The organism is Pseudoalteromonas sp. APC 3250 (assembly GCF_030407915.1).
In the GTDB taxonomy this organism is placed as follows: Bacteria; Pseudomonadota; Gammaproteobacteria; order Enterobacterales; family Alteromonadaceae; genus Pseudoalteromonas; species Pseudoalteromonas tetraodonis.
The window spans coordinates 1-26,028 of the sequence record NZ_JASDCM010000028.1 but is presented as its reverse complement, the minus strand read 5'-3'; the positions used below and the strand labels follow the sequence as shown (position 1 = coordinate 26,028).

The 26,028-nt window shown below is 41.4% G+C and carries 27 protein-coding genes; 10 read left to right on the top strand and 17 right to left on the bottom strand.

Translation table 11 applies throughout. The features are described from left to right. Positions 1–644: 644 nt before the first annotated feature. Positions 645–1,184, top strand: a complete 540-nt coding sequence (locus QL986_RS18230; protein ID WP_016900050.1) for a gamma carbonic anhydrase family protein — start codon at positions 645–647, stop codon at positions 1,182–1,184. A 14-nt stretch (positions 1,185–1,198) separates the two neighbouring features. Here QL986_RS18230 and QL986_RS18225 read toward each other — a convergent pair whose 3' ends face one another. Both QL986_RS18225 and aroE read right to left on the bottom strand, forming a co-directional pair. Next, a complete protein-coding gene (locus QL986_RS18225; RefSeq protein ID WP_013463676.1) occupies positions 1,199–1,453 on the bottom strand; it encodes a DUF1488 domain-containing protein in 255 nt (84 codons plus the stop codon). Beyond that, positions 1,450–2,274: a shikimate dehydrogenase gene (aroE, locus tag QL986_RS18220; protein WP_016900049.1), complete on the bottom strand. Its 825-nt coding sequence runs from the start codon at positions 2,272–2,274 to the stop codon at positions 1,450–1,452. Before aroE ends, QL986_RS18225 begins: the two co-directional genes overlap by 4 nt. A 52-nt stretch (positions 2,275–2,326) precedes the next feature. Here aroE and QL986_RS18215 point away from each other — a divergent pair, with 52 nt between their 5' ends. After that, positions 2,327–2,764 (top strand): group II truncated hemoglobin, encoded by a 438-nt coding sequence (locus QL986_RS18215; RefSeq protein WP_290191780.1) that lies wholly within the window; start codon positions 2,327–2,329, stop codon positions 2,762–2,764. A 102-nt stretch (positions 2,765–2,866) separates the two neighbouring features. Beyond that, on the top strand, positions 2,867–4,471 hold the full coding sequence (locus QL986_RS18210; RefSeq protein ID WP_020476972.1) for a methyl-accepting chemotaxis protein: 1,605 nt from the start codon (positions 2,867–2,869) through the stop codon (positions 4,469–4,471). 46 nt (positions 4,472–4,517) lie between these two features. Here the strand turns inward: QL986_RS18210 and hemF are convergent, their stop codons facing one another. The 6 genes from hemF to QL986_RS18180 all read right to left on the bottom strand — a co-directional run bounded on the left by hemF (position 4,518) and on the right by QL986_RS18180 (position 9,428). Continuing rightward, positions 4,518–5,435: an oxygen-dependent coproporphyrinogen oxidase gene (gene hemF / locus QL986_RS18205; protein WP_016900046.1), complete on the bottom strand. Its 918-nt coding sequence runs from the start codon at positions 5,433–5,435 to the stop codon at positions 4,518–4,520. 2 nt (positions 5,436–5,437) lie between these two features. Then, the gene (locus QL986_RS18200) at positions 5,438–6,001 is read right to left on the bottom strand and encodes an L-threonylcarbamoyladenylate synthase (protein ID WP_016900045.1); all 564 of its coding nucleotides are present in this window, start codon (positions 5,999–6,001) and stop codon (positions 5,438–5,440) included. Between the two features lie 23 nt (positions 6,002–6,024). Beyond that, positions 6,025–6,600, bottom strand: coding sequence for a type I DNA topoisomerase (locus QL986_RS18195; RefSeq protein WP_016900044.1), 576 nt, complete (start codon positions 6,598–6,600; stop codon positions 6,025–6,027). Positions 6,601–6,711: 111 nt separating this feature from the next. Then, positions 6,712–7,185 (bottom strand): DUF494 family protein, encoded by a 474-nt coding sequence (locus QL986_RS18190; protein ID WP_013463668.1) that lies wholly within the window; start codon positions 7,183–7,185, stop codon positions 6,712–6,714. A gap of 1 nt (position 7,186) precedes the next feature. Next, on the bottom strand, positions 7,187–8,278 hold the full coding sequence (dprA, locus tag QL986_RS18185; RefSeq protein WP_016900043.1) for a DNA-processing protein DprA: 1,092 nt from the start codon (positions 8,276–8,278) through the stop codon (positions 7,187–7,189). Positions 8,279–8,306: 28 nt separating this feature from the next. Next, positions 8,307–9,428: a LysM domain-containing protein gene (locus QL986_RS18180; RefSeq protein ID WP_016900042.1), complete on the bottom strand. Its 1,122-nt coding sequence runs from the start codon at positions 9,426–9,428 to the stop codon at positions 8,307–8,309. Between the two features lie 119 nt (positions 9,429–9,547). Here QL986_RS18180 and def point away from each other — a divergent pair, with 119 nt between their 5' ends. From def to trkA, 4 genes are all read left to right on the top strand, one after another. Continuing rightward, complete coding sequence (def, locus tag QL986_RS18175; RefSeq protein ID WP_013463665.1) at positions 9,548–10,054, top strand: peptide deformylase; 507 nt, start codon at positions 9,548–9,550, stop codon at positions 10,052–10,054. Between the two features lie 31 nt (positions 10,055–10,085). Next, positions 10,086–11,039: a methionyl-tRNA formyltransferase gene (fmt, locus tag QL986_RS18170; RefSeq protein WP_016900041.1), complete on the top strand. Its 954-nt coding sequence runs from the start codon at positions 10,086–10,088 to the stop codon at positions 11,037–11,039. Next, positions 11,032–12,327, top strand: a complete 1,296-nt coding sequence (rsmB, locus tag QL986_RS18165; protein WP_016900040.1) for a 16S rRNA (cytosine(967)-C(5))-methyltransferase RsmB — start codon at positions 11,032–11,034, stop codon at positions 12,325–12,327. Before fmt ends, rsmB begins: the two co-directional genes overlap by 8 nt. A gap of 75 nt (positions 12,328–12,402) precedes the next feature. Next, positions 12,403–13,779 (top strand): Trk system potassium transporter TrkA, encoded by a 1,377-nt coding sequence (gene trkA, locus QL986_RS18160; protein WP_008112933.1) that lies wholly within the window; start codon positions 12,403–12,405, stop codon positions 13,777–13,779. 85 nt (positions 13,780–13,864) lie between these two features. Here trkA and QL986_RS18155 read toward each other — a convergent pair whose 3' ends face one another. From QL986_RS18155 to QL986_RS18115, 9 genes are all read right to left on the bottom strand, one after another. Further along, positions 13,865–14,080 carry an EF-hand domain-containing protein gene (locus QL986_RS18155; protein ID WP_016900039.1) on the bottom strand — a complete coding sequence of 72 codons (216 nt, stop codon included), beginning with the start codon at positions 14,078–14,080 and terminating at the stop codon, positions 13,865–13,867. Positions 14,081–14,144: 64 nt separating this feature from the next. After that, the gene (locus tag QL986_RS18150) at positions 14,145–14,357 is read right to left on the bottom strand and encodes an EF-hand domain-containing protein (protein WP_016900038.1); all 213 of its coding nucleotides are present in this window, start codon (positions 14,355–14,357) and stop codon (positions 14,145–14,147) included. A gap of 138 nt (positions 14,358–14,495) precedes the next feature. Beyond that, positions 14,496–14,708 carry an EF-hand domain-containing protein gene (locus tag QL986_RS18145; protein WP_013463659.1) on the bottom strand — a complete coding sequence of 71 codons (213 nt, stop codon included), beginning with the start codon at positions 14,706–14,708 and terminating at the stop codon, positions 14,496–14,498. Positions 14,709–14,778: 70 nt separating this feature from the next. Beyond that, positions 14,779–14,991 carry an EF-hand domain-containing protein gene (locus tag QL986_RS18140; RefSeq protein ID WP_013463658.1) on the bottom strand — a complete coding sequence of 71 codons (213 nt, stop codon included), beginning with the start codon at positions 14,989–14,991 and terminating at the stop codon, positions 14,779–14,781. A gap of 512 nt (positions 14,992–15,503) precedes the next feature. Beyond that, the gene (locus QL986_RS18135; protein WP_016900037.1) at positions 15,504–16,166 is read right to left on the bottom strand and encodes a flagellar brake protein; all 663 of its coding nucleotides are present in this window, start codon (positions 16,164–16,166) and stop codon (positions 15,504–15,506) included. A 24-nt stretch (positions 16,167–16,190) separates the two neighbouring features. After that, entirely contained in the window at positions 16,191–17,642 is a 1,452-nt protein-coding gene (locus QL986_RS18130) for a TrkH family potassium uptake protein (RefSeq protein WP_013463656.1), read from the bottom strand. Between the two features lie 93 nt (positions 17,643–17,735). Next, positions 17,736–18,350, bottom strand: coding sequence for a YigZ family protein (locus QL986_RS18125; protein WP_016900036.1), 615 nt, complete (start codon positions 18,348–18,350; stop codon positions 17,736–17,738). 97 nt (positions 18,351–18,447) lie between these two features. Next, entirely contained in the window at positions 18,448–19,770 is a 1,323-nt protein-coding gene (gene pepQ, locus QL986_RS18120) for a Xaa-Pro dipeptidase (protein ID WP_013463654.1), read from the bottom strand. Between the two features lie 117 nt (positions 19,771–19,887). Then, on the bottom strand, positions 19,888–21,774 hold the full coding sequence (locus tag QL986_RS18115) for a lytic transglycosylase domain-containing protein (RefSeq protein WP_024601481.1): 1,887 nt from the start codon (positions 21,772–21,774) through the stop codon (positions 19,888–19,890). Between the two features lie 303 nt (positions 21,775–22,077). Between QL986_RS18115 and fadB the strand changes: the two genes are divergently transcribed. The 3 genes from fadB (at position 22,078) to tusA (ending at position 25,901) form a co-directional block, all read left to right on the top strand. Next, entirely contained in the window at positions 22,078–24,237 is a 2,160-nt protein-coding gene (gene fadB, locus QL986_RS18110; RefSeq protein ID WP_138687236.1) for a fatty acid oxidation complex subunit alpha FadB, read from the top strand. A gap of 4 nt (positions 24,238–24,241) precedes the next feature. Further along, complete coding sequence (gene fadA / locus QL986_RS18105) at positions 24,242–25,411, top strand: acetyl-CoA C-acyltransferase FadA (protein WP_013463651.1); 1,170 nt, start codon at positions 24,242–24,244, stop codon at positions 25,409–25,411. Positions 25,412–25,661: 250 nt separating this feature from the next. Further along, on the top strand, positions 25,662–25,901 hold the full coding sequence (gene tusA, locus QL986_RS18100) for a sulfurtransferase TusA (RefSeq protein WP_024601483.1): 240 nt from the start codon (positions 25,662–25,664) through the stop codon (positions 25,899–25,901). Positions 25,902–26,028: the final 127 nt, after the last annotated feature.

Genomic DNA, 26,028 nt, shown 5'->3' with positions numbered 1-26,028 from the left:
TAGGCCTGCCGCCAGCGTTCAATCTGAGCCATGATCAAACTCTTCAATTAAAAAGTTTTATGTCTTTCGACAGCTCAATGAATTCTGAATTTATTTAATATCTTTCGATATTGAATTGACTGTGCTGAATAATTACCGAAGTAACTATTCTGTTGGTCACTCAGCTTCTCTTTCGAGAAATCACATTGAGACTCTAAATTTGTTTGCCTCACTACCTAAGTAGCTTGGCTGTTAGAACTCAATCTGTACGAGTGCCCACACAGATGATTGCTTTATATTGTTAAAGAACGTTGCGACATTGTCGCTAGGGATGCGTATAATACATCCTTTATTTTTCGAGTCAACACTTAATTTTAAACTTTCTTTCGATGATTTAAACTTAAGTTTTACTTAACTCTTTGAGTAGCTCGTGCCTCGCTATGCGTTGCCCTTCCCCGTCTCAGTGGGGTCGCATTATAGGGAGAACAGATTTTTACGCAAGTACTTTTTTAAAGAAAAACTAAAAAAACACACTGCTCGGTCAGTATCTGAGCTAAAACAGATGAAACAGCTAGTTTTATAATCAAATCAGGCTTTGCTGGTACTTAAATAAGCGCTACTGTTACACTGATACTATTCATATTGTTTAATTTAAAGGTGCATATATGGCAATACGTTCTTATAAAGGAATAACTCCTGCGTTTAATGATTCTGTTTATATAGACGAGTCGTCTGTATTAGTCGGTGATATCACTATAGGTGATGATAGCAGTGTATGGCCGTTAGTTGCTGCCCGTGGTGATGTTAACCATATTCGTATTGGTCAGCGTACTAATATACAAGATGGCAGTGTTTTACATTTATCAAGAGCGACTAAAAGCAATCCTGAGGGTTACCCACTTATTATTGGTGATGATGTTACCGTGGGTCATAAGGTAATGCTGCATGGCTGCGTTCTAGGTAACCGCATACTCGTGGGCATGGGCGCCATTATTATGGATAACGTGATTGTAGAAGACGAGGTGATTATTGGTGGTGGTGCTTTAGTACCTCCTAATAAGCGTTTAGAGTCTGGCTATTTATATGTAGGTAGCCCAGCGAAACAAGCCCGCCCTTTAACAGAGCAAGAGCTGAGCTTTTTAAAAGTGTCTGCCGATAATTACGTGCAGCTTAAAGATGAATACTTAGCTGAAGACGCGAAATAACCACAACTTTTTGCTTAATTAAGTAAACTCACTTCTATTTGCCCTGCCGAGTTATAGCTTTCGTCTTCGATTAGCTGCTCGGCACGCTCTTCATAATCAAATCGGTATTGTTCAAAATAACGCGTTGCATGACTCTCATCGGCTAAATTTAAACTACTTACAGCAATCACACACTCAACTAGCATTCCGCTTACTTGTGCAAAAAAAACTAATTGATGAGTTGGCTCTCTAAATTCGAGTCGGTCTATAAACTGTATTGCTTGGTTCATTTAAGTACTCCCTGCTTTAATGCAATAACAACGGGAACAATGTCCGGCATTTTATTTCGCCATACATAATAAGCTTGTGCAGCTTGCCCTACTAACATGCCACTGCCATCTAATAGCTTAGCCGCTTTATTGTGTTCGCTCACCCAATTCATAAATAGCGTATTTTGCGTCGCATAAAACATATCGTAAGCCATTTCACATGCGCTTAAGTGCTTTTCGCTTAACGCAGGTAACTCGTTATTCATGCTACTTGAGGTTGAGTTAATAACTAAATGATAATCGGCAGAAGGAAGGTCGTCAAAACCATACCCCGAAACATTGCCGTGCTCGGTAAAGAGTTTTGCCAATGTTTGGGCTTTGTGTGCCGTGCGATTAACGATAATAATTTCTTTAGGCTGCTGCTCAAGTAAAGGTAAAATAACACCACGGGCAGCGCCACCTGCACCAATTATCAATAGGCGTTTACCTGTTATTATTATTTTATTCGCTAGTAAATCGTTCACAAAGCCTATGCCGTCGGTGTTATCACCGAGTAAGGTACCATCATCGCGCTTTTTAAGGGTGTTTACTGCGCCTGCAAGTTTAGCCACTGAGGTTAGTTCATCGGCTAAAGCAAAGGCCTGCTCTTTAAAAGGAACAGTGACATTTGCGCCTTTGCCCCCTTGCTCAAAAAAAGTCGCGACTGTTTTTTCAAATCCATCGATAGGTGCTAATATTGCGCGATAGTCGATTTGCTCTCCCAATGACTTAGCAAACTGCTGATGTATGCTGGGAGATTTTGAATGTTTGATTGGATTTCCAAAAACCGCATATTTATCCATTTTAAACAACCTCTTTGCAGTTTTAGTACTGCCTATTAACGATGATAAAACTATGATTAAAAGACTCTTTTCAAGATCAAAGCCGTCTACAGCCACTCAAGCGCCTACGCCAGAGAAAACCCCGTATGAAATCATCGGCGGAGAAGCGCCCACGCGTGCAATTGCCAATAGATTCTACGACATAATGGCCAGCGATGAATACGCTAAACCGTTATATGATATGCATCCTCAACCATTAGATAGAATTCGCCAAGTATTTTTTGAGTTTTTATCGGGTTGGCTTGGTGGCCCAGACTTATTTGTAGAAAAACATGGCCATCCAATGCTGCGCAAACGCCATATGCCATTTCCTATTGATCAAGATTTACGTGATCAGTGGATGTATTGCATGAATAAAACCTTAGACATAGAAATTGATAACCCCGTTTTACGCGAAGGTTTACGCCAATCACTGGCACAGCTTGCCAGTCATATGATTAATCAGCATTAATTTACCCCGTTCTTTAATTGGGGATTATTTGCGCTAAGTCAAAACCCGCTTTTCTAAAATAGAGATAATACCCTATTAAATAGTTAGAAAAGCGTGGCGCGTGTGAAATCAATCCAACATAAAATTTATGCTTTGTTAGCGTTAACCGGCATTATTGTACTCATAGCCAGTATTTTTAGTAGTGCGAGCCAACAGCGCACACTCGCACAAGATACGGTGGCAGAAAACATCAAGCTACTTGCCGACAATTACTTCGACTCAATAAACACCATGATGCTAACGGGCACTATGGCTAATCGAGAATTATTGAGCCAAAAGCTTCGTAAACATCCTAATATTGAAGACGCTCATATTATTCGCTCTGACATAGTCAATAAGCTGTATGGACCAGGCAATAAAAACCAAACAGCGAGTAATAACAACGAACGCGAAGCACTGCAGGGTAAAGAAAGCTTATTTATAGAGCAAAACACTGATAGCCGCAGTATGACCTACCTACGCCCGATGTATGCGAGCTCTGATTATAAAGGTACAAACTGTTTAGGCTGCCATCAAGCACAAGAAGGCGATGTACTGGGTGTGGTAAAAATTAGCTATTCCTTAGCCGATATTGATAGCGAGGTAACTTACAACACCTTAATAACCACCAGCCTACTGTCTACTATTTTTATTATTGCCTTTGTGCTGCTAGGTATAGTGTTTAGAAAAATATTTATAGTGCGCCTTAAAAAGCTCGGCCATGCAATGCACCTAGCCACTACTAATAAAGATTTAACCTTACGCATTGAAGATAACGCCGAAGATGAACTCGGCTGGCTTGCCACTAGTTTTAACCAAATGATTGCTACGTTTAAAGATAACATTGCTCAGGTATCTCACTCTTCAAAAGTGCTTATTCATTCAGCAGAGAAAATTTATACTTCTGCCGATACTACTGAGCGCGCTATTTTAGAACAAAAGAAAAGTACCGACTCGGTAGCCGCAGCAATTAATGAGCTAGAAAGCTCATCCAATGAAGTAAGAAACACCACTCATTTTGCTCAAGAAAAATCTGAGAACAGTAATGAGCTAGCACAGCAAAGCATGCAGGTTGCAGAGCAAACCGAACTCAGTATAAATCAACTAGCTGAAGATGTACGCCAAGCGGCAGATCAAGTGAGACAACTGCAAGAGCAAACGCTTGAAGTGGGTAAAGTGCTTGAGGTGATCAGCAGTATCGCCGAGCAAACAAATTTATTAGCACTTAATGCAGCCATTGAAGCTGCCCGTGCAGGTGAAGCAGGAAGAGGATTTGCCGTTGTTGCTGATGAAGTACGAACTTTAGCAACCCGAACTCATGCCTCTACCGATGAAATACGCCGTACTATAGATAAGTTGCAATCAGAAGCAGCGCAAACAGTTAAAACCATGGGTGAGTCCTGTGCGGAGGCAGACGAAAGAGCGCAACAAGTACAACAAGTTGCACAGGCTTTAAAAGATATTTCTAGCCAAATGAATGAAATAAATGAGCTAAATATACAAATAGCCGATGCAACAGAGCAGCAAAATCTAGCCGCCGAAGAAATAAACAGAAGCGTTGTTGGTATCAGTGATAATGCAGAGCAATCGTTAGTGGATGCGGATGAAAATCAAAAAGTCAGTGAAGAGTTACTCAATTTAGCTCGCTCGTTAGATGAGCAGGTACGAAGCTTTAAACTAAAACAATAATTTTAAAAGCCAGTCAATAAGTAGTTTATTGACTGGCATATCATTCTTAGCCCAGAGCTAACCAATCACGTGGCTTTAAGAAGTCTTTATATAGCAATGCCTCTGCACTATCTTCGGCTGGGGTAAAGTTATATTCCCAACGGGCTAAAGGTGGCATCGACATTAAAATAGATTCAGTTCGGCCACCGCTTTGTAAGCCAAATAATGTGCCGCGGTCCCAGACTAAATTAAACTCAACATAACGACCACGGCGATATAATTGAAAGTCGCGTTGTTGTTCGGTGTACTTATCGTTTTTGCGACGCTCAATAATAGGAACGTAAGCATCTAAAAAGCCATTACCCACCGATTGCATAAATGCAAAGCTTTGCTCAAAACCTAACTCATTCAAATCGTCAAAAAATAAGCCGCCTACGCCGCGGGTTTCATCACGATGTTTTAAATAAAAGTATTCGTCACACCATTTTTTATATTTTGGATATACATCATCACCAAACGGCTGACACACATCGTGCGCAACTTGGTGCCAATGCACTACATCTTCAAGTACAGGGTAAAACGGGGTTAAATCAAAACCACCACCAAACCACCAAATCGGTTCTTCACCTTCTTTCTCGGCAATAAAAAAGCGCACATTGGCATGGCTTGTTGGTATATGTGGGTTTTTAGGGTGGATCACTAACGATACACCACACGCATGAAAACTGCGCCCGGCAAGCTCAGGTCTATGTGCAGTGGCAGAGCCCGGCATAGAGGCACCAAATACATGAGAGTAATTAACTCCCCCTTGCTCTATCACATTACCATTGGTGATAACGCGAGTACGACCACCGCCGCCCTCTTCTCGCTGCCAGCTGTCTTCAACAAACTGTGCTTTCCCGTCTGCTGCTTCTAAGCCTTGGCAAATGGTATCTTGCAAAGCCATAAAGTACGCTTTTACTTGTTTTAATAATTCGCTTTGCATCGTTAACCTCTGAATACATTGCCTGTCATGGCATCTTTAATGGTACTTGGTTGCGTATTACCACCTAATGGTTCATCAACATAAAAACTAACCTGCTCGCCAAACTGCTGCTGAGCTTCAACAATACTTGTTACCGTTGCTTGGCCGGTTAAATTTGCACTTGTTGATACCAGTGGTTTACCAAACTGTTGGCATAAACGTTTAACTGTAGGGTGGTTAGTTACTCTTACTGCAATAGTATCAAACTGCCCTGTTAACCACTTTGGGGTAGACTTAGCTGCAGGCATCACCCAAGTGAGTGCGCCTGGCCAACTTGAAAAAATATCGGCACGTTTATCCATAGGCAGCTTAGCGTCATCGACGTATTTTAATAATTGCCCGTAATTGTCAGCAATTAAAATAAGCCCTTTTTCAACGGAGCGTTGTTTAATATCAAGTAAACGTTCCACCGCCTGTTGATTGTCAGGATCGCAACCAAGGCCATAAACAGCTTCGGTTGGGTATAAAATAACATCGCCTTGTTCTAAGCTAGTTATTGCAGCAGATAAAGAAGAAAGGTCAGACAAAATTGTCTCCAGAGATATTTACGTTATTCAGTGGCAGCAAACTTATGCATACAGCTTTTTTGTGGGCATTGTAACACAACACCACTCGCGGTTTTTTTCTCAGTAACAACTGGCCAGTCACATACAGGACACGCTTGAGCTACAGGTTTATGATTAAGCGTATATTTACAGCTTGGGTAACAGTCGCAAGAATAAAACACTTTCCCAAATTTATTGCTGCGTGAAACCAAGTGGCCTTTTTTACATTTAGGGCAACTAATCACAGGCTCTTCACTTGGCGTATTGTTATGCTCACTGGCAATATAATGACATTCAGGGTAACCGGTACAGCCAATAAACATACCGTAGCGGCCATTTTTCACCACTAGCGGCTTGCTACACTCTGGACACTCGCTGTCCTCAAGTACTTTGATTTCATTGCTATCATGATGAGCAAGCGGGCGAATAAAATCGCACTTAGGGTAACTAGCGCAGCCTAAAAAAGGCCCAGATTTACTATTACGAATGACGAGTTCTGAACCACATTGCGGGCATATCTCATATTCTTTTTCTAAGGCGTGTTTATTAGCCGAGAAAAGTGAATGATCGATTTTACTCATGTAAATCCTAGTGGTTGGTGAATTTTCGCCTAATATACCCAAAACCCTTAAAGATACAAGCTATGGCAGTCGGTTTGTTAACGCTGAAAATAATAAAACACGCAATAATGATTAATGTAACACTTCACTGGGCTCATCAAAAATAAGATCTTCCATTTGCTCATACGCCTGCTGAGAATCAGGTGCGTTAAATAACACCATAAGAATTAACCATTTTAAATCTTCCAAAGTAATAGCTGAATTATCAAGCGCCGCTAAACGGTCCATCACCATTTCACGAGTGGTGCTATTAATAACGCCCGTTTGTTCAACAAACATTAAAAAGCCGCGACACTCGGTGTCGAGAACTTGGCACTCACTGTCGGTAAAAATACGCACTGCATGTTGTGGAGTGGCTAATAAATAAGGCGATTCATTGCTGTATTGTAATGCGGCAAGTTGATCTAACCAGTCAATGGCTTTGTTAATTTCGGGTTTGTTAAACCCAGCGCGAAGTAACTCATCGGTAAGTGTGCTTTGCTCAACAAATACATCACTTTCGCTGTGAACATAGTTTTCAAATAAATACATGAGAATATCAAACATATTATCCTCCAGCGCTTAATTTAATATAGCCGTCTAATACACGTTCAATTTGATCGTCTAACTCTAAATCAAGCAATCGCGCTTGTACTTTATCAATTGGCCACTGTACTCGACGCATAATATCGTCCACACTGGTCACCTCAAAACCAATACTGTTAAGCACCTCGCAATCTGAGGTTACAGCATCAGTTAACTCTTTATAGTTTAGACCAGAAGGGTATGAAAAGTTCATCTCATCAAGAATATCGGCGACGTTTTCTACCAGCTTAGCACCTTGCTTAATTAAAAAATGGCTTGCTTGTGCCAGCGGGTTTTTAATTGAGCCTGGCACCGCAAAAACGTCTTTATTTTGTTCAAGCGCATAACGTACGGTGATCAGTGAGCCACTTTTAATTTCGGCTTCAACAATTAAAACGCCTAAAGAGAGTCCTGAAATAATACGATTACGCCGTGGAAAGTTATGCGCGTTGGCCGCGGTGCCCGGTAAAAACTCACTTACCAATAAACCCTGTGTTAATACTTGCTCTGTAAGTAACTTATGGCGTTTAGGGTAATAAACATCAACACCAGTCCCCAGTACGGCAATGGTTTTACCATTTCCTGCCAGCGCTCCTTTATGGGCAGCACCATCAATGCCACGCGCCATACCAGAGGTTACTGTTATGCCAGCAAGCGTTAGCTGATGTGCAAATTCTGCAGCAATTTCAAGTCCTGTAGTGGTTGCATTTCGACTGCCAACAATCGCAATTTGTGGAGAAGACAGTAAGCTGATATCGCCTTTACAAAAAAGTAATAATGGTGCACTGGCTATTTGTTTTAGGTGTTCTGGGTAGGTGGTATCAAAAATACTAATAACAGTAATATGTTGCTGGCTAATAAGCTGTTCATAATGCGCAACTTGCTGCCAATTTGTATTAAGTAAATTGCTTGCTTGACTCGCTGTTAAGCCCAACATAACCAGCTGGGAATGCGATAAGGAAAACAGCGACTCTAAACTGTGCTGCTTAGAGAGGGCTAATAGCGTTTTTATTCCAAGCCCTTTGCATAAGTAAAAGGCAAGCCAATGGCTTAGCTTGCCAAACGATTGCTCCATGTTCCCTCCTAGAACACCGACTCGCTACTTAATGAATTACTGCCAAATCTCCAATGCGAATTGGGTGCTGATTTTTAGTGATCAGCGCATAACTAACTTTGTCATACACTTTAAAGATAATCATTTCACCAACTTTCTCTGCTGGCATTTTCCAAGTAACGCTATCTTCATCGGTTTCTGAGCCAAATAATTCGCTAGTAGCCGATACCAATTTTTCTAAACGACTTGAATCTTCGGTATAACGCGGGCCTCTGGCACTATCAATCACCTTAGGTGACTGACGTTCAATATCCAGTACATGACCTACTTTAACTTGTTGCTCTGAACCTAAGTTTAGCACCACTACATCCATCGTGCTAAATTCTCTCACCTCGCGCGGAGAGGCAATCACTTGACCCTGCATTGGCTGTTCAGGACGATGCATCTCAAAATATACTGGCAGCATCTGCCCTTCCATTGCAGGTAATAAAAAGTCACCCTGTTTGATCTCACGTTTTACTGATTCAACTCTTACTGAGGCAGGTTCGCCATTGGCCGCATCACCTGTTCTAAATGCACGAGCCATACCCACATAAGATGCTCTACTCGCTAACTCTTCACCGGTATTAGGGTCAGTATAAGGCGCACCTTTATGATAAATAGCATATGCCTGATGACGTTTTAAGTTACCTTTTACATATAAAATATGGTCAATAGTTTGGGTTTTGGTATTTTCGTTGGCGCCCAAAATATAGGGCTTTTCTTTTATCGAATCGCTGTTAATAGCTTGCTCAAACGACAAATACGGTTTAATCAACGCAAGAGGTAAAGTTGTTATCGCATCTTTCCCTTTTGGCGTAATACGTCCCATAGGTGATAGCTTTCGATACGCTTTATTAATCACTAAACGCGGATTACCGTCTGTATCGTAAATTAATGCTAACGCATCTCCCGGATAAATAAGGTGAGGGTTGTCTATTTGTGGATTCATTTGCCATAGTTCAGGCCATAACCAAGGTTCGTTTAGATATATAGCTGAGATATCCCAAAGCGTGTCACCTTTTTTCACAACATACTGTTTAGGCGCATCTTTTTTTATAGTTAGTACATCTGCCAGCACAGGAAAAGTTGCACCTAATGCAAGTATAATTGCAATTAATGGAGATTTCATTGAGCTTCCTCATAGTGTTTTTTCATTATTATTAACCAAAACCTGTTAAAGGGGAACGTGAATGGCTAAAATAAGAACATACAATACCCTAAATTTAAGCATAAGTGTAAAAGGTAACTATGGCTAGGTTAGAAGTTTTAAGATTTCCAGATGAACGTTTACGTACAATCGCAAAAGAAGTAACTGTTGTTGACGATCAAGTGCGTGAAATTGTCAAAGATATGCTAGAAACTATGTACGATGAAAATGGTATTGGGCTTGCTGCTACACAGGTTGATATTCACCAGCGTATTGTGGTGATCGACGTATCAGAAGAGCGCAATGAACCACTCGTGCTTATCAATCCGCAAATTATCAAAAAAGATGGCTCAACCGTGAGCGAAGAAGGCTGTTTATCAGTTCCTCATTCGTATGCAAAAGTTGACCGTGCAGAAACCGTTACCGTAGCTGCACTGAACGAAGAAGGTAAAGAATTTATTCTTGATGCTGACGAATTATTAGCGATTTGTATTCAGCATGAACTTGATCACCTTCAAGGTAAATTATTTATTGATTATTTATCTCCATTAAAGCGCCAACGCATTCGTAAAAAGCTTGAAAAAGAAGCGAAGTTTGCAGCGCAGTAATAAGCACCTTAGTAAATAATTAGGAAACTCAGTGACACAACCATTACGCATTATATTTGCCGGTACGCCGGACTTTGCTGCACGCCATCTGCAAGCACTTATAAATAGTGAACACCAAATAGTGGGCGTTTACAGTCAACCAGATCGTCCAGCGGGTCGCGGAAAAAAACTAAAAGCCAGTGAAGTAAAAGCGCTTGCATTAGAACATGACCTACCCGTTTTTCAACCGCAATCACTCAAAACAGACGACGCACTTGAAGAGCTAAGCAGCCTCAATGCCGATATCATGATTGTCGTTGCCTACGGTTTAATTTTACCTAAAGCCATTTTAGATGCCCCACGTTTAGGGTGTTTAAATGTACATGGTTCTATTTTACCGCGCTGGCGTGGCGCCGCACCTATTCAACGCGCTATTTGGGCAGGGGATCAGCAAACCGGTGTAACCATAATGCAAATGGATGAAGGGCTAGATACCGGCGATATGCTGCATATTAGCCGCTGCCCTATTGATAGTACTGAAACCAGTGCAAGCTTATACACTAAGCTTGCTGAACTGGGACCTGATGCATTAATCGACACCATAAATCGTTTAGCCAACGGGGACATAACGCCTGAGCCACAAAACGATGCTGATGCCAATTACGCTAAAAAGCTCTCAAAAGACGAAGCCAACATTGATTGGTCTATGGATGCCGAGCAAATCGAGCGTAACATTCGTGCATTTAACCCATGGCCAGTATGCTTTACCCAAATGCGTGGTAATACGGTAAAAATATACCAAGCAAATGTAGTTGAACAATCAGGCGCAGCTGGCACTGTATTAGCAAGTGATAAAAACGGTATCGTTGTGGCTTGTGGTAAACACGCTTTATCTATTGGCGAATTACAACCACAAGGCAAAAAGCCAATGGCAATTAATGATTTTTTAAACGGTCGTAGCGACTGGGTCACACCCGGCACCGTATTAGGCGAAAATAATGAGTAATGTAAGCAATGTCAGAGCGCTAGCCGCTGAAACTTTATATAACGTGGTTGATAAAGGCGCATCGCTTAATCAAGAACTCCCTTTCGCTAGCCAAGGCCTATCTCCTAAAGATAAAGCCTTACTGCAGCAAATTTGCTATGGAGTATTACGTTACTTACCTAGCCTAGAAAATTATTGTCAGCATTTAGTAGAACAACCGCTTAAAGGCAAACGCCGTATTTTCCAGTTTTTGTTGTATGTAGGCATTTACCAACTACAACACATGCGTGTACCGCCGCATGCAGCAATTAGCGAAACCGTTAATGCGTTACAACAATTACGCGCTCTTGGCTTAAAAGGGCTTATTAACGCCATTTTACGAAGCTTTCAGCGCCAACAAGCTGAGCTTGAAGAAAAAGCCAAACAAATTCCGGTGTGTTTATACAACCATCCAAACTGGTTTATAAAGCAAGTAAAAGAAGCCTACCCAGATAGCTGGGAAGACATTCTAGAAGCTAATCAGCAACAAGCGCCAATGTGGCTTCGAGTGAATCAATCGCAGTTTAGCACCCAAGAATATAGCGAAATGCTAACCGCTAACGATATTGAACATACTCTAAATCCTGATTTTATTGATGGCATTAAACTAAGCAAACCACGCGATGTGTTTTCACTTCCTGAGTTTGATACCGGTGCCTGTTCAGTACAAGATGCGGCAGCGCAGCTTGCTGCACGCTATCTAGACCCACAAAATGGTGATTCAATACTCGATGCCTGCGCAGCGCCTGGTGGTAAAACCTGTCATATTTTAGAGCTTGCCGACGCAGATGTGCTTGCGCTTGATAGCGATGCCACACGCCTAGAACGTGTTAAACAAAACCTAGAACGCATAGGTTTGGGCGCCGACTTACAATGTGGTGATGCATCGCAACCTCACACTTGGTGGGATGAAGAACAGTTTGATCGTATTTTGTTAGATGTACCCTGCTCTGCAACTGGCGTAATTCGTCGTCACCCAGATATTAAATGGTTACGTCGCGCATCCGACATTAACGATTTATCGACCCTCCAAGGCGATATACTCGACAGCATTTGGCCATTGTTAAAGCCAGGCGGTACATTGGTGTATGCAACCTGTTCGGTGCTTCCACAAGAAAACCAACAACAAGTTGCTAAGTTTTTAGCTAATAATGGAGACGCAGAGCATATTCCTTTGCACAGCGAAGACACTAAAACCACACCAGGCTTGCAGTTATTACCAGGCGAAAGTGACGGTTTTTACTACGCTAAATTAGTTAAAAAAGCCTAGGCAACACATTTAGCTACTTCAATTTAGAGGTAGCTAATACTTTGATGTAATTAGTATTAATAATACGGGTACATAATGAAAATAATCATACTCGGTGCTGGGCAAGTTGGCGGCACACTCGCAGAAAACCTAGTGGGTGAACAAAACGAAATAACCGTAGTTGATATCGACGGTAACCGCTTGCGCGAACTGCAAGATAAATACGATTTACAAGGTGTTGCAGGCCACGGCGCCCACCCTGACGTGTTAAGTCGCGCAGGGGCTGAAGATGCCGATATGATTATTGCGGTGACCAGCTCAGATGAAGTTAACATGGTGGCATGCCAAGTTGCCTACAGTATTTTTAATACACCGACCAAAATAGCCCGTATTCGCTCTGAGCAGTATTTAAAATACCGCGAAAAACTCTTTCATAATGATGACTTACCTGTCGATCATTACATAGCCCCAGAAGCACTCGTTACTAAGTATATTCGCCGCCTAATAGACTACCCTGGCGCATTACAAGTACTGCAATTTGCCGATGGCATGCTCTCTTTAGTGGCTGTAAAAGCCTACTATGGCGGCTTATTGGTAGGCTATGCCCTATCTACACTTAAGCAGCATATTCCTAATGTTGAAACTCGGGTAGCCGCTATTTACCGCCAAGGTAAAGCGATAAAACCCTTAGGCACCACCGTAATAGAAGCCGACGATGAAGTATTTTTTATTGCCGCAACCAAACACATTCGTGCGGTAATGAACGAGCTACAAAAGCTGGAACGCTCGTATAAAAAAATCATGATTGCCGGTGGCGGTAATATTGGTGCAGGTCTAGCCCGTTCACTGGAAAGAAACCACAGCGTTAAGTTACTAGAGCGAAGTAAAGAGCGTGCCGAACAGCTTTCTGAAATGCTCGACAACACCGTGGTATTTTGTGGTGATGCATCCGATCAGGAGCTGCTCTCTGAAGAACACATTGAACAGGTTGATGTGTTCATTGCCGTTACCAACGACGATGAAGTAAATATAATGTCGGCTATGCTCGCAAAACGCATGGGGGCACAAAAAACCATGGTACTTATTCAACGAGGCGCTTACGTTGATTTAGTACAGGGCGGCGAAATTGATATTGCGATTTCACCACAACAAGCGACTATTTCTGCATTGCTGACTCACGTGCGCCGTGGTGATATTGTAAACGTGTACTCGTTGCGTAAAGGGGCTGCAGAAGCCATAGAAGCGGTTGCCCATGGTGATGAAAATACCTCTAAAGTGGTAGGTCGCGCAATTGCCGATATTAAATTGCCAGCAGGTACCACAATAGGTGCAATTGTGCGAAATGACGATGTACTGATTGCCCATGACGATACAATTATTTTGTCAGGCGATCATGTAATCATGTTCTTAATTGATAAAAAGCACATTAACGTGGTTGAAAAGTTATTCCAAGTTAGCGCTATTTTTCTATAATTAAACTGCTTGAGTTAAGTAATCAACAAACACAAAAAAGCCGCTGACTATTAAGCGGCTTTAGTGGAGTATGATGGGTTAATACTTATTGTACTCTTGCAAACTCTTCTTTAGAAAGTTCACCATTTCCGTCGGTATCTAAATCATCAAAAATGTTCATTAGTTGTTTATTAGCGGCGGCTTCCTGCTGGCTAATTACACCATCGCCATTACTATCAAAAGAGGCAAAATCTACCGCTGCATAAGCTGCTGATGATGACGCTAATACTAAAATCGCAAGTGTTGTGTTTAATGCTTTCATAATAATTCTCCTATAAGAGGGAAATCCTTTTCTGAGATCCCTGTGCAATGAAAAAAGTCAAAAATTAAAAGTTTGCAAACTCAGCTTTAGAAAGCTCACCATTACCGTCGGTATCAAGCTCAGTAAATGCGGCTGTTAAATCAGCGTTTACAGCGGCTTCACTTTGACTAATAGCGCCGTTACCATCAGTATCAAGCGCGTCAAAGTCGCTTGCTGCAAAAGCAGCTGATGAAGAAGCTAGCGCGATAAGTGCAAATGTTTTATGTAATGTTTTCATAATTTAATCCTTCAAAATGTAATGCAATGGTTTATCAAAAAATTGTGTCTAGCTATCACGATCCTTGTTATTCTCTTTCATAGGCTTCCTTGCCTATTTAGGTTGTCTTTGGCAACTCAGAATATACTTAGCCTTGCCTTATGCTTTCGAAAATTCTTCTTTTGATAGCTCACCGTTTTGGTCAGTATCAAGCTCTGAGAACATGCTCATTAATTTTGCATCAACCGATGCTTCGCTTTGGCTAATAGCACCGTTGCCGTCGGTATCTAGTGTGTCGAAGTCGCTCGCTGCAAAGGCAGCTGATGAAGAAGCAAGAGCGATAAGTGCAAATGTTTTGTGTAATGTTTTCATAATGAGTATTCCTTAAAATCGTTTAAATAATGAGGGAGCTTTTAACTCCCAAAACTTTAATAGCTTAGGGTTATGCTTTAGAGAACTCTTGTTTTGATAACTCACCGTTTTGGTCAGTATCAAGCTCTGAAAACATGCTCATTAATTTTGCATCAACCGATGCTTCGCTTTGACTGATTGCGCCGTTGCCGTCAACGTCTAGCGTGTCAAAGTCGCTTGCTGCAAAAGCGGCTGATGATGAAGCTAATGCGATAAGTGCTAAAGTTTTATTAATGCTTTTCATAATCAATCTTCCTTCAAAGTTTATGTTTTATGCGATTAAGTGTTTTACTTTAAATCACGTTTCGTTCTATACAGCCTGACTATTACAACTTCGATGCCAAAAATATAAAAACCATAATTTTCAATAAATTAACCAGCAACTAGCTGAAATGGCGCTATTTAACTCGTTATTTTGTTGCTTTTTAGCAACAGTAGATAAGGCAATAAAATTAAAACAATAAAAATCAAAGAGTTGAGTTTAGGTAAAACCCCACACAGTCGGTGAGCAACCGCTAAAAAAGAGGATTAAATAAACAAAAAGGAAGGTGAGTTGAGTTTAATTTTGTTATAAACAAAAAAATTAGAATAAAAGACATATTTAACTAATTGTTTTTAATGAATTTGTAAAATAAATTTGAAATGGCTTTTAAAAATAACAACAACACATGGCTATTTGTTGCAAAAGAGCGAAAATGTTAGAGCTTGTTGATATTTTAGAATTGTAAAATGTTCAGCGTCGAAAGATAACAGGTCTTATACAATTTCAACTTCAAGTGCATTAGGGTCAATGAAGTGATCCCCCATCAGGGCTTTCATTTGCTCTTCACTGGCAAATAATCGAATTCCGCAATATATGCCCTTAGCATGTTTTTTCACACTGCATATTTGCCCTTCGTGCTTTGTATCTTCATCAAACACTACGATGCAACGCATATCTTTAATGTCGTCGATTTCTTGGGTTGTTTTAATATCAAACATAACACCCGTTAACGAAATATCTTTTATAACGCCTTCAAAAGAAGGGCGATCATCCGATAATTTTAACTTGGCTGGAAACAGCGTCGGTATACGCGCTTGCGAGCGCAGTTCAAATAGCTGTACTTGTGAAGGATAGTCGATAAACAATAACTTAGCTGGGTGAGATGCTACAGACATAAGCTGCTGACGAAACGCTAAAACATGCCCACCACTGCCCTCTATAAGCGCTCTTACCACCACCATCACACCATCGCGTAAATAATCACTTGCCATGGGGAGCCGTTTTGCATTGGGGTAATTTAAAATAATAAACTTATTTTCTAATAAGCCTATAAACTCTGTTTTTACGCGTCGGCTACTCGTGGGGGTGAGGATTTCTAAATCAACTATGCCACCCGTGACGATTTGGTTTAACTTTTCCAAATTGGTTTTTCGCATATTTCCTTCCTGATATTTATAACGTTATCCACGCCAAAATGTTGGGGTAAATAGCACAAGTAAGGTAAATATCTCTAAACGACCAAATACCATTGCCACGGTTAATATCCATTTTGCAGTATCGGTAATAGCGCCATAATGAGAAGCAACATCACCTAAACCAGGCCCAAGGTTATTTAAACACGCTGCCGTTGCTGAGAATGCCGTTATATTGTCTAACCCGGTGCCCATTAACGCTAACATAATAATAATAAAGACTAGTGCATAAGCCGAGAAAAAACCCCATACCGCTTCAACTACTTTATCTGGTAGCGCCTTTCGTCCTAACTTTATAGAGTATATAGCTCGAGGATGCACTAAGCGGTTTAGCTCTCGCACTCCTTGTAGATAAAGTAAAAACACGCGCACTACTTTCATACCGCCACCAGTTGAACCAGCACAGCCACCAATAAAACTAGAGAATATTAATAAAATAGGTAAAAACAAAGGCCAAGCAGAAAAGTTATCTGTGGCAAATCCTGCGGTGCTGCTTATAGATACAGCTTGAAACAATGCCTGATCGAGGGTTTCATCGCCATTGGCATAAACATCGTGAGATGAAAGTACCGTGAAACAAATCACCACCAGCGCGAGCTGAATACATAGAAACACTTTGAATTCAGGGTCACGAATGTAGACACTAATATTACGACTCGCTACAGCAGCATAATGCAGAGAAAAGTTAATGGCTGCGATAATTAAAAAGAACACACAAATAAAGTTAATTACTGGGCTATCAAAATGCCCCATTGAAGCGTCATAAGTAGAAAAACCACCAATAGCCACCGTAGAAAAAGCATGGCAAATTGCATCAAACCAATTCATGCCAGCGCTCCAATACGCCAAAGTACATGCAAGGGTAATAGACACATAAATATACCAAAGGTGTTTAGCGGTGTCGGCTATACGCGGGGTCATTTTGGAATCTTTTACGGGGCCTGGAATCTCAGCCCGATACAACTGCATACCACCTACGCCAAGCATTGGCAGGATTGCTACCGCTAATACAATGATCCCCATACCACCAAACCACTGTAATTGTTGGCGATAAAACAATACCGATTTAGGCAGATACTCTATACCGGTCAGTACGGTAGCTCCTGTAGTGGTTAAGCCAGAAAAGGCTTCAAACACGGCATCGGCCAAAGAGAGATTGGGTTCTTGTAAAAATACCAGCGGTAAGGAGGCAAACGCGCCTAGTACCAGCCAAAACAAAACCACGATTAAAAAGCCTTCGCGGGCTTTTAAATCGCCATGCTCATGCCTATTTGGGTAATAAGCCATTAAGCCAATAACAACACTGAATATAAAGGCTAAAACAAACGGCACCCCTCCACCATCTTTATAAATTAAAGACACTAGCGCTGGTGGCACCATAGTAATACTGAATAGCGCAACCAATTGGCCAAGAATTTTTATGATGGTACGAAATTGCATTGAGCGTATCGCTTTTTTATTAGTAAATTAAAATAACTACTGTATGACTCGAAATTTAATGTTTAATCATTAAATGGAATGAATGTAAGACTATTACTCTTTGATTGTTAACTCAACTGCGCCGTGGCTTAAATCAAAAATATCTTTGATGGCTTGCTGCGCTTGGCGACTATCAATGGTAATAGTCCACTCAATATTTGCAGTAAACTGCTTTTCAATATTAAGTACCTGAAAGTTGGTTTTTAAGTATTGCTCTATCGCCCCTTGCATACTGTATTCACTAAAGCCCACCAGCTCAGCACTCGGCACTTTCACCACGGTTTGTAGTTTTGCTAAGGCATTATTGAGTGAACCACCATAAGCACGCACCAGCCCACCCGTACCGAGCTTTATACCTCCAAAGTAACGTGTTACCACAGCGGTCACTTCACCTAAGCCTGAGCCCACTAGCACATTGAGCATGGGTTTACCGGCGGTGCCATTGGGCTCTCCGTCATCAGAAAAGCCATAAACATGGCTGCCCCCTGGGTTACCTGCAACATGTGCCCAGCAATTGTGGCGTGCATCACTATATTTTTCTTCAATATTTTTAATAAAGGCTTTCGCAGCATTTAGATCGGGCGTGTGACCTATATGAACGATAAAGGTACTTTTTTTAATTTCTTCTTGATGAAATACAGCTTCGGCTGGGTATTTATATTCAGACATAGCACTTACTTAGGCTTTAATTAAAAAAATGGGGCCAAAAGGCCCCTTTGTATCCGTTTATTTTAGCGCGTATTGGCTAACTCGTCTTTATAAGGATTTAGTCGAGTAATAAATTACGCGTCATATTTTCTAGGCTATCTTCGTGAACAATAATATTGTCCTCGATACGAATACCGCCAAAAGGTTTAAACGCTTCGACCTTTTCCCAGTTAATAAACTGCTTATTGTCTGTTTGTGCTAAATCACCCAATAAAGAGTCAATAAAGTACAAACCTGGCTCAATAGTAAATACTTGGTTTTTCTCAATTAAGCGAGTACAGCGCAAGAATGGATGACCCTCTGGTGGCGCTTGATGTGCCCCTGTTTCATCACGCATAAAACCACCCACATCGTGAACCTGTGCACCTAAATGATGCCCTAAGCCATGCGGGAAGAAAGTTGAGGTAATTTGACGCTCAACAATTTCGGCTGCAGGTAGTTTAACAATATCAAAATCACTTAATAGCTGAGCAATACGGTTATGACAATCAATATGCAGATCGCCATACAGTAAACCTGGCTTTAAGCTTTTTCCTAACTCAATTTGATGCGCTGTCATAGCGTTAACTAAGTCAGCAAACTCACCCTGCTTTTTAAAGTCGTAGGTACGGGTAATATCCGCAGCGTAACCATTAAAATTAGCGCCCGCATCAATTAAAAATGAATTATGCGTTTGTGGTGCTTTTGGCTCAAAATGGGTGTAGTGCAAAATAGCGCAGTTTTCGTTAAGTGCCACAATATTGCCATATGGCATTTCGTTTTCACTTTGGCGCGTTGCCATTAAGTAAGCTTGCTGAATATCAAACTCGCTACCACCATTAAAAAACGCATCACGCGCTGCTTTATGGCCATCAACCGCAATACGATTCGCATTACGTAAACATTCAAGTTCATATTGCGTTTTATAAGCACGGTGGTAATGAATATAGTTAAGTACTGGCTCAGGGTTCATAATACTAAAGCCAAGTGCTTGTGCTACTTCGAGGTATTCACCAATGTAGGCAAATTTAGCTTTATCGTAAGGTAGTAGCTTTTCAACCTGATCGGGTTGTAATAACAATTCAATATCGAAGTATTCTGCCCAAAAATCTCTTGGCTCATCAGGTACTTTATGCCAAAAATCAATTGGGCGATAAAAAATAAGTTTTGGCTTATCGCTACCATTTACCACAATCCAGCAATGTGGATTATCAATAACCGGTAGCCACGCTTTAAAATGAGGGTTAACTTTAAACGGGTAATACATATCATCTAAAAATTGGCGCTTAGCTTGGCCTGAATGAATGACTAATCCTTCTAACCCTTCTTGCTCACAAATAGTACGTGTACGCTGCTGCAATGTTGCAATATGTTCGGCGTATAAAACGGCTAATTTTTCCATAATAAACCCATCTGTTAAATTTAACTTGCTTTGAGTCTACCACTTATACACAAAGCGCTCAAAAAAGAGGGATACGTACTGTGTAAATATCCCTCTGTGGTTGTAGATTTATTTTTACTATCCGCCCATCGTCATTTCTAATATGGGGGCTAGAAGGTTTCCCTCCCGACCAAGGCGAGTATGATAAACCTGCCGATAAGCAAATACATTTTTTACATAATCTCGGGTTTCTCTGTAAGGAATAAGTTCAACCCATAGCTCAGCCGGCATTGCTTCTTCTGGTAACCAACGCTTAATACGATGATACCCAGCGTTATAAGATGCTGTAGCTAACACCTCATTGCCGTGGTTTTTCTTTTTTAAATACTGTAAATAACGAGTCCCAAGACGAATGTTGGTTTTTGGTTGATACAAACGACGATTAGAAACCGTGCCTTTATTAATATACTTTGCCGTACTCGGTAATAGCTGCATTAACCCGCGTGCATTTGCATGGGAGCGCGCATCAGGTGCAAATGAGCTTTCGCGACGTGCAATAGCAATACTCCAAGTTAGGTCAATTTTGCTTCGCTTGCTGTAACGCTCAAACATTTCTTGAAATGCAAAAGGGAAACGCAAATCCACATAATCCCATGCTTTTATTTTTGCTAGGGTGAATATAGTACTATCAAACCAATCCAGCTCGGCTGCAAGTACCGACGCAGCTAATTTTTCATCATCAGCTGAGGTATCAGTTAAATAATTCCACTCGCGTCGAGCAGCAGTAAAGCGCTCTAACTCATACAAGGCTTTGGCACGCTTAAAGCCCGGTGCGTTACTCACTCTTGTTACTAAAGCTTGATTTACATTAACGGGCAACTCATTTAAATCAACCGGTATGCCCAAACGTGCAGCGGCTAAAAAGCCGTAATAATCACGATTAGCGGCCACTTTAGTCCAAATTGCCTTAGCTTTTTCATGATCTGCGCGTTTGTCATAACTATAAGCAAGCCAATACTGTTGCCCTAAGCTAAGATTTTCTTTACCTGTAAAAAATGCCGCAATTCCCTCCCAATCTTGGGTTTTGAGTAGATTAGCTAACTGCCATTGCATTAATTTACGATCTTGGCGCTCTTTGGGTACTTTATTTAAATAGAAGCTAGCTTGGCTATGGCCGCTCGACGCCAATGAAAGCGCAAAGGTATAATATACATCCGCTTTTTCATCATCAGTGTAATCAAATAACCCCTCAATTTTTTGCCATGCCTTTAATGCCAACTCTTTATCACGCCAAATTAAACGCTTAATACCATAAAGCGCTATTTCACCCTCTTTCACTGTTTTGCGCTTATAACGGTATAACCCCGCCGCTGCACTTGGGTCACGTCTTACTTTTGAGTATAAATCGGCTAAGTAGCGCTCATTGGCTGGCAACAATGTTTTTAAATAAGGCAGTAAACGATAAGACCCGCCTTGTGCCGCTAGAGTGACACGTTGCCAAACAACATCGGGCGTTAAATAACCATTTTGACGCCAGCGTTTAAAAAGGCCATCGCATTCACTTGGCTGCGACTCACCCACTGTCCATAAGTCGGTTACCTGATTGAGTATTGCTTTTTTAGGCGCACCAAGATCAAGCTGAAAAGTAAGGTGGGTACAAGTAAGCTCACTGTCAGAGGTTTCACGGTAGTTTTTAATAAACGCTGCTTTTTGATTTCTGCGTTTTAAATAGTTTAACCATGCTTTACGCACTGGCCACTCTAATGGCGTATGTTCATAAACAGTGAGAAAATTTTCTATCTCTGTTTGGTGGGCTAAGCTTGGGTAACGTTCCCAATAGGCTTTTTCAACATACGGTTTAAGCGGATGAGACAATGAATCCACCGCTTCTTTAAAATTTTGATAATTGCCATAGCGCGCCTGTTTTTCAGCGTCTAAAAATGCATCAATATCAGTTTTCGCGTTGGCAGAGGGGAAAGAGAAAAATAGAGTCGCTGCCGCTACGCTTAATAAGTATTTTTTCATAATGTCCTTTAGGGCATAGTAACCTTCAAGGCTGACGAAGTGTGGCGAAGAGTAAGTAAACAACAGCACATACACAGCTGTACTATTTATTCTAATAAAACCCAAGCTATGAACACTAAGACAGCGCAATAAAATGAATAAAGAAAACTTTCAAACCCACCTTAGCACCAAACCAGCTATATTTTAACCAGACGTTTGTAACCAAGATAAATTTTTCGTTGCATTTTTAATTTAAAGCAAGCACACTGGTCTGAATATGAACTCATCGTACCAGTCTTAGTTCATCAACTAGGGAGAATAATAATGTTATATAAAAGCGATTCCTTTGAAGTTAGCTTCGTGAAGGAAAACATCGCCGAGTTTAAGTTTTGTGCTACAGGTTCTGTAAACACATTATCTCAAAAAACTCTTTCAGATTGCGCGGCAGCATTAAAAGAATTAGCCGCTAACGCTGATATTAAAGGCATGATTTTTACCAGTGATAAAGACCACTTTATTATTGGTGCAGATATCTTCGAATTTTTACCTACTTTTACTAAACCTGAAGCAGAATTAGTAACGTGGATCAAAAATGCAACTGACGTTTTTGATGCAATTGAAGATTTACCATTCCCAACACTAAGTGTTATAAACGGCTTGGCGCTTGGCGGCGGCTGTGAGTGGGCACTTGCTACCGATTATCGTGTTGCAAGTGACTCAGCAAAAATGGGTTTACCAGAAGTTAAATTAGGCATAATGCCTGGATTTGGCGGTACAGTGCGCCTTCCGCGCATTATTGGCGCCGATAACGCGATGATGTGGATCACCACAGGTAACGAAAATCGCGCAGCTGATGCCCTTAAAGTAGGTGCGTTTGACGCAGTAGTTAGTGCCAACAAACTACAAGAGTCAAGTATAGCAACATTAGAATTAGCGATTGCTGGCAAGCTAGATTGGCAAGCAAAACGCGCTGTAAAATTACAACCGCTTAAATTAAACCGTGTTGAGCAAGGCATGAGCTTTGCAATGGCAGAAGGTATGGTAATGGGTAAAACCAAAGGCCACTATCCTGCTCCAGTTATGGCCGTTCGCACTATTAAAGCAGCAGCAAACTGCTCACGCGCAGAAGCAATGGCAATTGAAAATGCCAACTTTGCAAAGCTTGCTCGTACCAACGAAGCAGCCGCGCAAACAGGTATCTTTTTAGCGGATCAATACATTAAAGGTAAAGCACGTAAATTTGCTAAGCACAGCGATGTAGAAATTAAACAAGCTGCTGTATTAGGCGCAGGTATTATGGGCGGCGGTATTGCATACCAATCTGCTTATAAAGGTACACCAATCATAATGAAAGACATCCAACAGGATGCACTTGATTTAGGTATGGGTGAAGCGTCTAAGCTATTAGGTGCAAAAGTTAAGCGCGGCCATATGCCAATGGAAAAAATGCTAGCAACGCTTAGCAAAATCAAACCGACGCTTAATGATGCAGACCTACAAAACGCCAACATTATTGTTGAAGCGGTAGTAGAGAACCCTAAAGTGAAGCAAGCCGTACTTGCTGATCTTGAAAAGAATATGCCTGAAGGCACTGTGCTCACGTCAAATACATCGACTATTTGTATTGACCTACTTGCAGAAGCACTTGAAAAACCAGAAAACTTCTGTGGTATGCACTTTTTCAACCCAGTACCAAAAATGCCATTAGTAGAAATTATCCGTGGTGCAAAAACCTCAGATAAAACCATTAATGCCGTAGTTGATTACGCACTTAAACTAGGTAAATCGCCGATTGTTGTTAACGATTGCCCAGGCTTTTTTGTAAACCGTGTTTTATTCCCTTACTTTGCAGGCTTTAGCAAATTAGTGGTTGAAGGCGCTAACTTTGCAAAAGTAGATAAAGTCATGGAAAACGTATTTGGCTGGCCTATGGGTCCGGCTTACCTACTTGATGTAGTCGGTATTGATACTGCTTTCCATTGTACTGGCGTAATGGCAGACGGCTTCCCTGAACGTATGGCACGTGCAGAGAAAGATCCAGTGACTGTTTTTGCTAACGAAAAACGTTTTGGTCAAAAGAACAAAGCAGGTTTTTACAAGTATGAAACAGACCGTCGCGGTCGTCTTAAAAAATCGCATGACCAAACAGCGATTGAACTACTCGCACCAATTACAGACGCACCAAAAGAATTTGATAAACAAGAAATCATTGACCGTTGTATGATTCCAATGATCAACGAAGTGCTACTTTGTTTACAAGAAGGCATTGTTGCTTCTCCTCAAGAAGCTGATATGGCACTTGTATACGGTGTTGGTTTCCCTCCATTTAGAGGCGGCGCGTTCCGTTACTTAGATCAAACAGGTTTAGCTAACTTTGTTGCAGCAGCAGACAAATACGCTCACCTAGGTGCGATTTACCAAGTATCAGAGCAAACTCGCAAGTGGGCTGAAGAAGGCCGTGTTTTCTATAAGGTGGAAGGTTAATATCATGAATAATCCAGTAATTGTAGATTGTATCCGCACACCAATGGGTCGCTCAAAAGGCGGCGTATTTAAAAACAAACGTGCAGAAGACTTAAGCGCTCATTTAATGAAAGGCTTATTAGAACGTAATCCAGCAGTTGACCCTGCGTCAATTGACGATATTTATTGGGGTTGTGTACAGCAAACTTTAGAGCAAGGCTTTAACGTTGCACGTAACGCATCTCTACTTGCAGGCATTCCACATTCAGTGCCAGCAACCACAGTGAACCGTTTATGTGGCTCATCAATGCAAGCATTGCATGATGCTGCTCGCGCTATTATGACTGGCGCTGGCGATACTTACCTAATTGGTGGTGTTGAGCACATGGGCCACGTACCTATGACTCACGGTAACGACTTTCACCCAGGCTTAGCTACATCAATTGCACAAGCATCTGGCTCTATGGGTTTAACTGCTGAGTACCTTGCTACTATTCACGGTATTAGCCGTGAGCAACAAGATGAGTTTGCTTACCGCTCGCATCAACGTGCACATGCTGCAACAGTTGAAGGGCGTTTCCGCCGCGAAATTTTAGCAATGGAAGGTCACGATGCTGACGGTTCACTTATCCTTGTTGAAGATGATGAAGTAATTCGCCCTGAAACAACCGTTGAAGGCTTATCGCAACTTCGTCCAGTATTTAACCCTGCTACGGGTTCTGTTACAGCGGGTACGTCTTCAGCACTTTCTGATGGCGCATCAGCTATGTTAGTGATGAGCGAAGAAAAAGCAAAAGAACTTGGCTTACCAATTCGTGCATATATTCGCGCGATGGCCGTTGCCGGTTGCGATCCATCAATCATGGGTTACGGCCCAGTACCAGCAAGTAAAAAAGCATTGGCACAAGCTGGTATTACTATTGATGACATCGATGTTGCTGAACTTAACGAAGCATTCGCAGCACAATCACTACCCGTACTTAAAGACTTAGGTTTAGCGGATGTGGTTGACGAAAAAGTGAATTTAAATGGCGGCGCTATCGCACTGGGTCACCCGCTGGGTTGTTCGGGTTCGCGTATTAGCACCTCACTTATTCACTTAATGGAAGACAAAAACGCAAAATACGGTTTAGCGACTATGTGTATTGGTTTAGGCCAAGGCATAGCAACTGTATTTGAACGTGTTCAAGACTAATTAGTGTTGAATATGTAAAACCAGCTTGGTGATTAAAAAGGCGAACTAGCGCAAGTTAGTTCGCCTTTTTTATACCACCCGCTTTTGCAGGTTTAAAATGAATAATGTGATCGGGTGCATTAAATTTATTTCAGATTATCTATTAATAAGTTGAGCTGTTTTGTTATACGTAAAATAGTTAACCAACAGCTTTATTTGCGCTAAACTACCCGACCTAACCAAGCCACGACTATTTTTGCAGGTAATTTTTATGAGCTTTGATAACCCCGATCACCAATTAGATGCTATCGGCCTTCGCTGCCCAGAACCTGTGATGATGATACGCGCTGCAATTCGCAAAATGAGCGACGGCGAAACACTGCTTATTATTGCCGACGACCCCTCAACTACCCGTGATATACCCAGCTTTTGTACGTTCATGGATCACACGCTAGTGGCTAAAGAAGTTGAAGAGTCACCATATAGATATGTGGTGAAGAAAGGGTTGTAAAGCTATCAGCTATCAGCTATCAGCTATCAGCTATCAGCTATCAGCTATCAGCTATCAGCTATCAGCTATCAGCTATCAGCTATCAGCTATCAGCTATCAGCTATCAGCTATCAGCTATCAGCTATCA

What these genes read in the sequence shown, in the direction of transcription:
- QL986_RS18125 (WP_016900036.1), bottom strand. Translation starts at nt 18,350, where the DNA reads ATGTCTGAATATAAATACCCAGCCGAAGCTGTATTTCATCAAGAAGAA.
- QL986_RS18230 (WP_016900050.1), top strand. Translation starts at nt 645, where the DNA reads ATGGCAATACGTTCTTATAAAGGAATAACTCCTGCGTTTAATGATTCT.
- aroE (WP_016900049.1), bottom strand. Translation starts at nt 2,274, where the DNA reads ATGGATAAATATGCGGTTTTTGGAAATCCAATCAAACATTCAAAATCT.
- QL986_RS18180 (WP_016900042.1), bottom strand. Translation starts at nt 9,428, where the DNA reads ATGAAATCTCCATTAATTGCAATTATACTTGCATTAGGTGCAACTTTT.
- QL986_RS18190 (WP_013463668.1), bottom strand. Translation starts at nt 7,185, where the DNA reads ATGTTTGATATTCTCATGTATTTATTTGAAAACTATGTTCACAGCGAA.
- rsmB (WP_016900040.1), top strand. Translation starts at nt 11,032, where the DNA reads ATGAGTAATGTAAGCAATGTCAGAGCGCTAGCCGCTGAAACTTTATAT.
- tusA (WP_024601483.1), top strand. Translation starts at nt 25,662, where the DNA reads ATGAGCTTTGATAACCCCGATCACCAATTAGATGCTATCGGCCTTCGC.
- QL986_RS18155 (WP_016900039.1), bottom strand. Translation starts at nt 14,080, where the DNA reads ATGAAAGCATTAAACACAACACTTGCGATTTTAGTATTAGCGTCATCA.
- QL986_RS18145 (WP_013463659.1), bottom strand. Translation starts at nt 14,708, where the DNA reads ATGAAAACATTACACAAAACATTTGCACTTATCGCTCTTGCTTCTTCA.
- QL986_RS18195 (WP_016900044.1), bottom strand. Translation starts at nt 6,600, where the DNA reads ATGAGTAAAATCGATCATTCACTTTTCTCGGCTAATAAACACGCCTTA.
- QL986_RS18215 (WP_290191780.1), top strand. Translation starts at nt 2,327, where the DNA reads ATGATTAAAAGACTCTTTTCAAGATCAAAGCCGTCTACAGCCACTCAA.
- QL986_RS18225 (WP_013463676.1), bottom strand. Translation starts at nt 1,453, where the DNA reads ATGAACCAAGCAATACAGTTTATAGACCGACTCGAATTTAGAGAGCCA.
- QL986_RS18150 (WP_016900038.1), bottom strand. Translation starts at nt 14,357, where the DNA reads ATGAAAACATTACATAAAACATTTGCACTTATCGCGCTAGCTTCTTCA.
- def (WP_013463665.1), top strand. Translation starts at nt 9,548, where the DNA reads ATGGCTAGGTTAGAAGTTTTAAGATTTCCAGATGAACGTTTACGTACA.
- pepQ (WP_013463654.1), bottom strand. Translation starts at nt 19,770, where the DNA reads ATGGAAAAATTAGCCGTTTTATACGCCGAACATATTGCAACATTGCAG.
- QL986_RS18130 (WP_013463656.1), bottom strand. Translation starts at nt 17,642, where the DNA reads ATGCAATTTCGTACCATCATAAAAATTCTTGGCCAATTGGTTGCGCTA.
- QL986_RS18135 (WP_016900037.1), bottom strand. Translation starts at nt 16,166, where the DNA reads ATGCGAAAAACCAATTTGGAAAAGTTAAACCAAATCGTCACGGGTGGC.
- QL986_RS18115 (WP_024601481.1), bottom strand. Translation starts at nt 21,774, where the DNA reads ATGAAAAAATACTTATTAAGCGTAGCGGCAGCGACTCTATTTTTCTCT.
- dprA (WP_016900043.1), bottom strand. Translation starts at nt 8,278, where the DNA reads ATGGAGCAATCGTTTGGCAAGCTAAGCCATTGGCTTGCCTTTTACTTA.
- trkA (WP_008112933.1), top strand. Translation starts at nt 12,403, where the DNA reads ATGAAAATAATCATACTCGGTGCTGGGCAAGTTGGCGGCACACTCGCA.
- QL986_RS18140 (WP_013463658.1), bottom strand. Translation starts at nt 14,991, where the DNA reads ATGAAAAGCATTAATAAAACTTTAGCACTTATCGCATTAGCTTCATCA.
- fadA (WP_013463651.1), top strand. Translation starts at nt 24,242, where the DNA reads ATGAATAATCCAGTAATTGTAGATTGTATCCGCACACCAATGGGTCGC.
- fadB (WP_138687236.1), top strand. Translation starts at nt 22,078, where the DNA reads ATGTTATATAAAAGCGATTCCTTTGAAGTTAGCTTCGTGAAGGAAAAC.
- hemF (WP_016900046.1), bottom strand. Translation starts at nt 5,435, where the DNA reads ATGCAAAGCGAATTATTAAAACAAGTAAAAGCGTACTTTATGGCTTTG.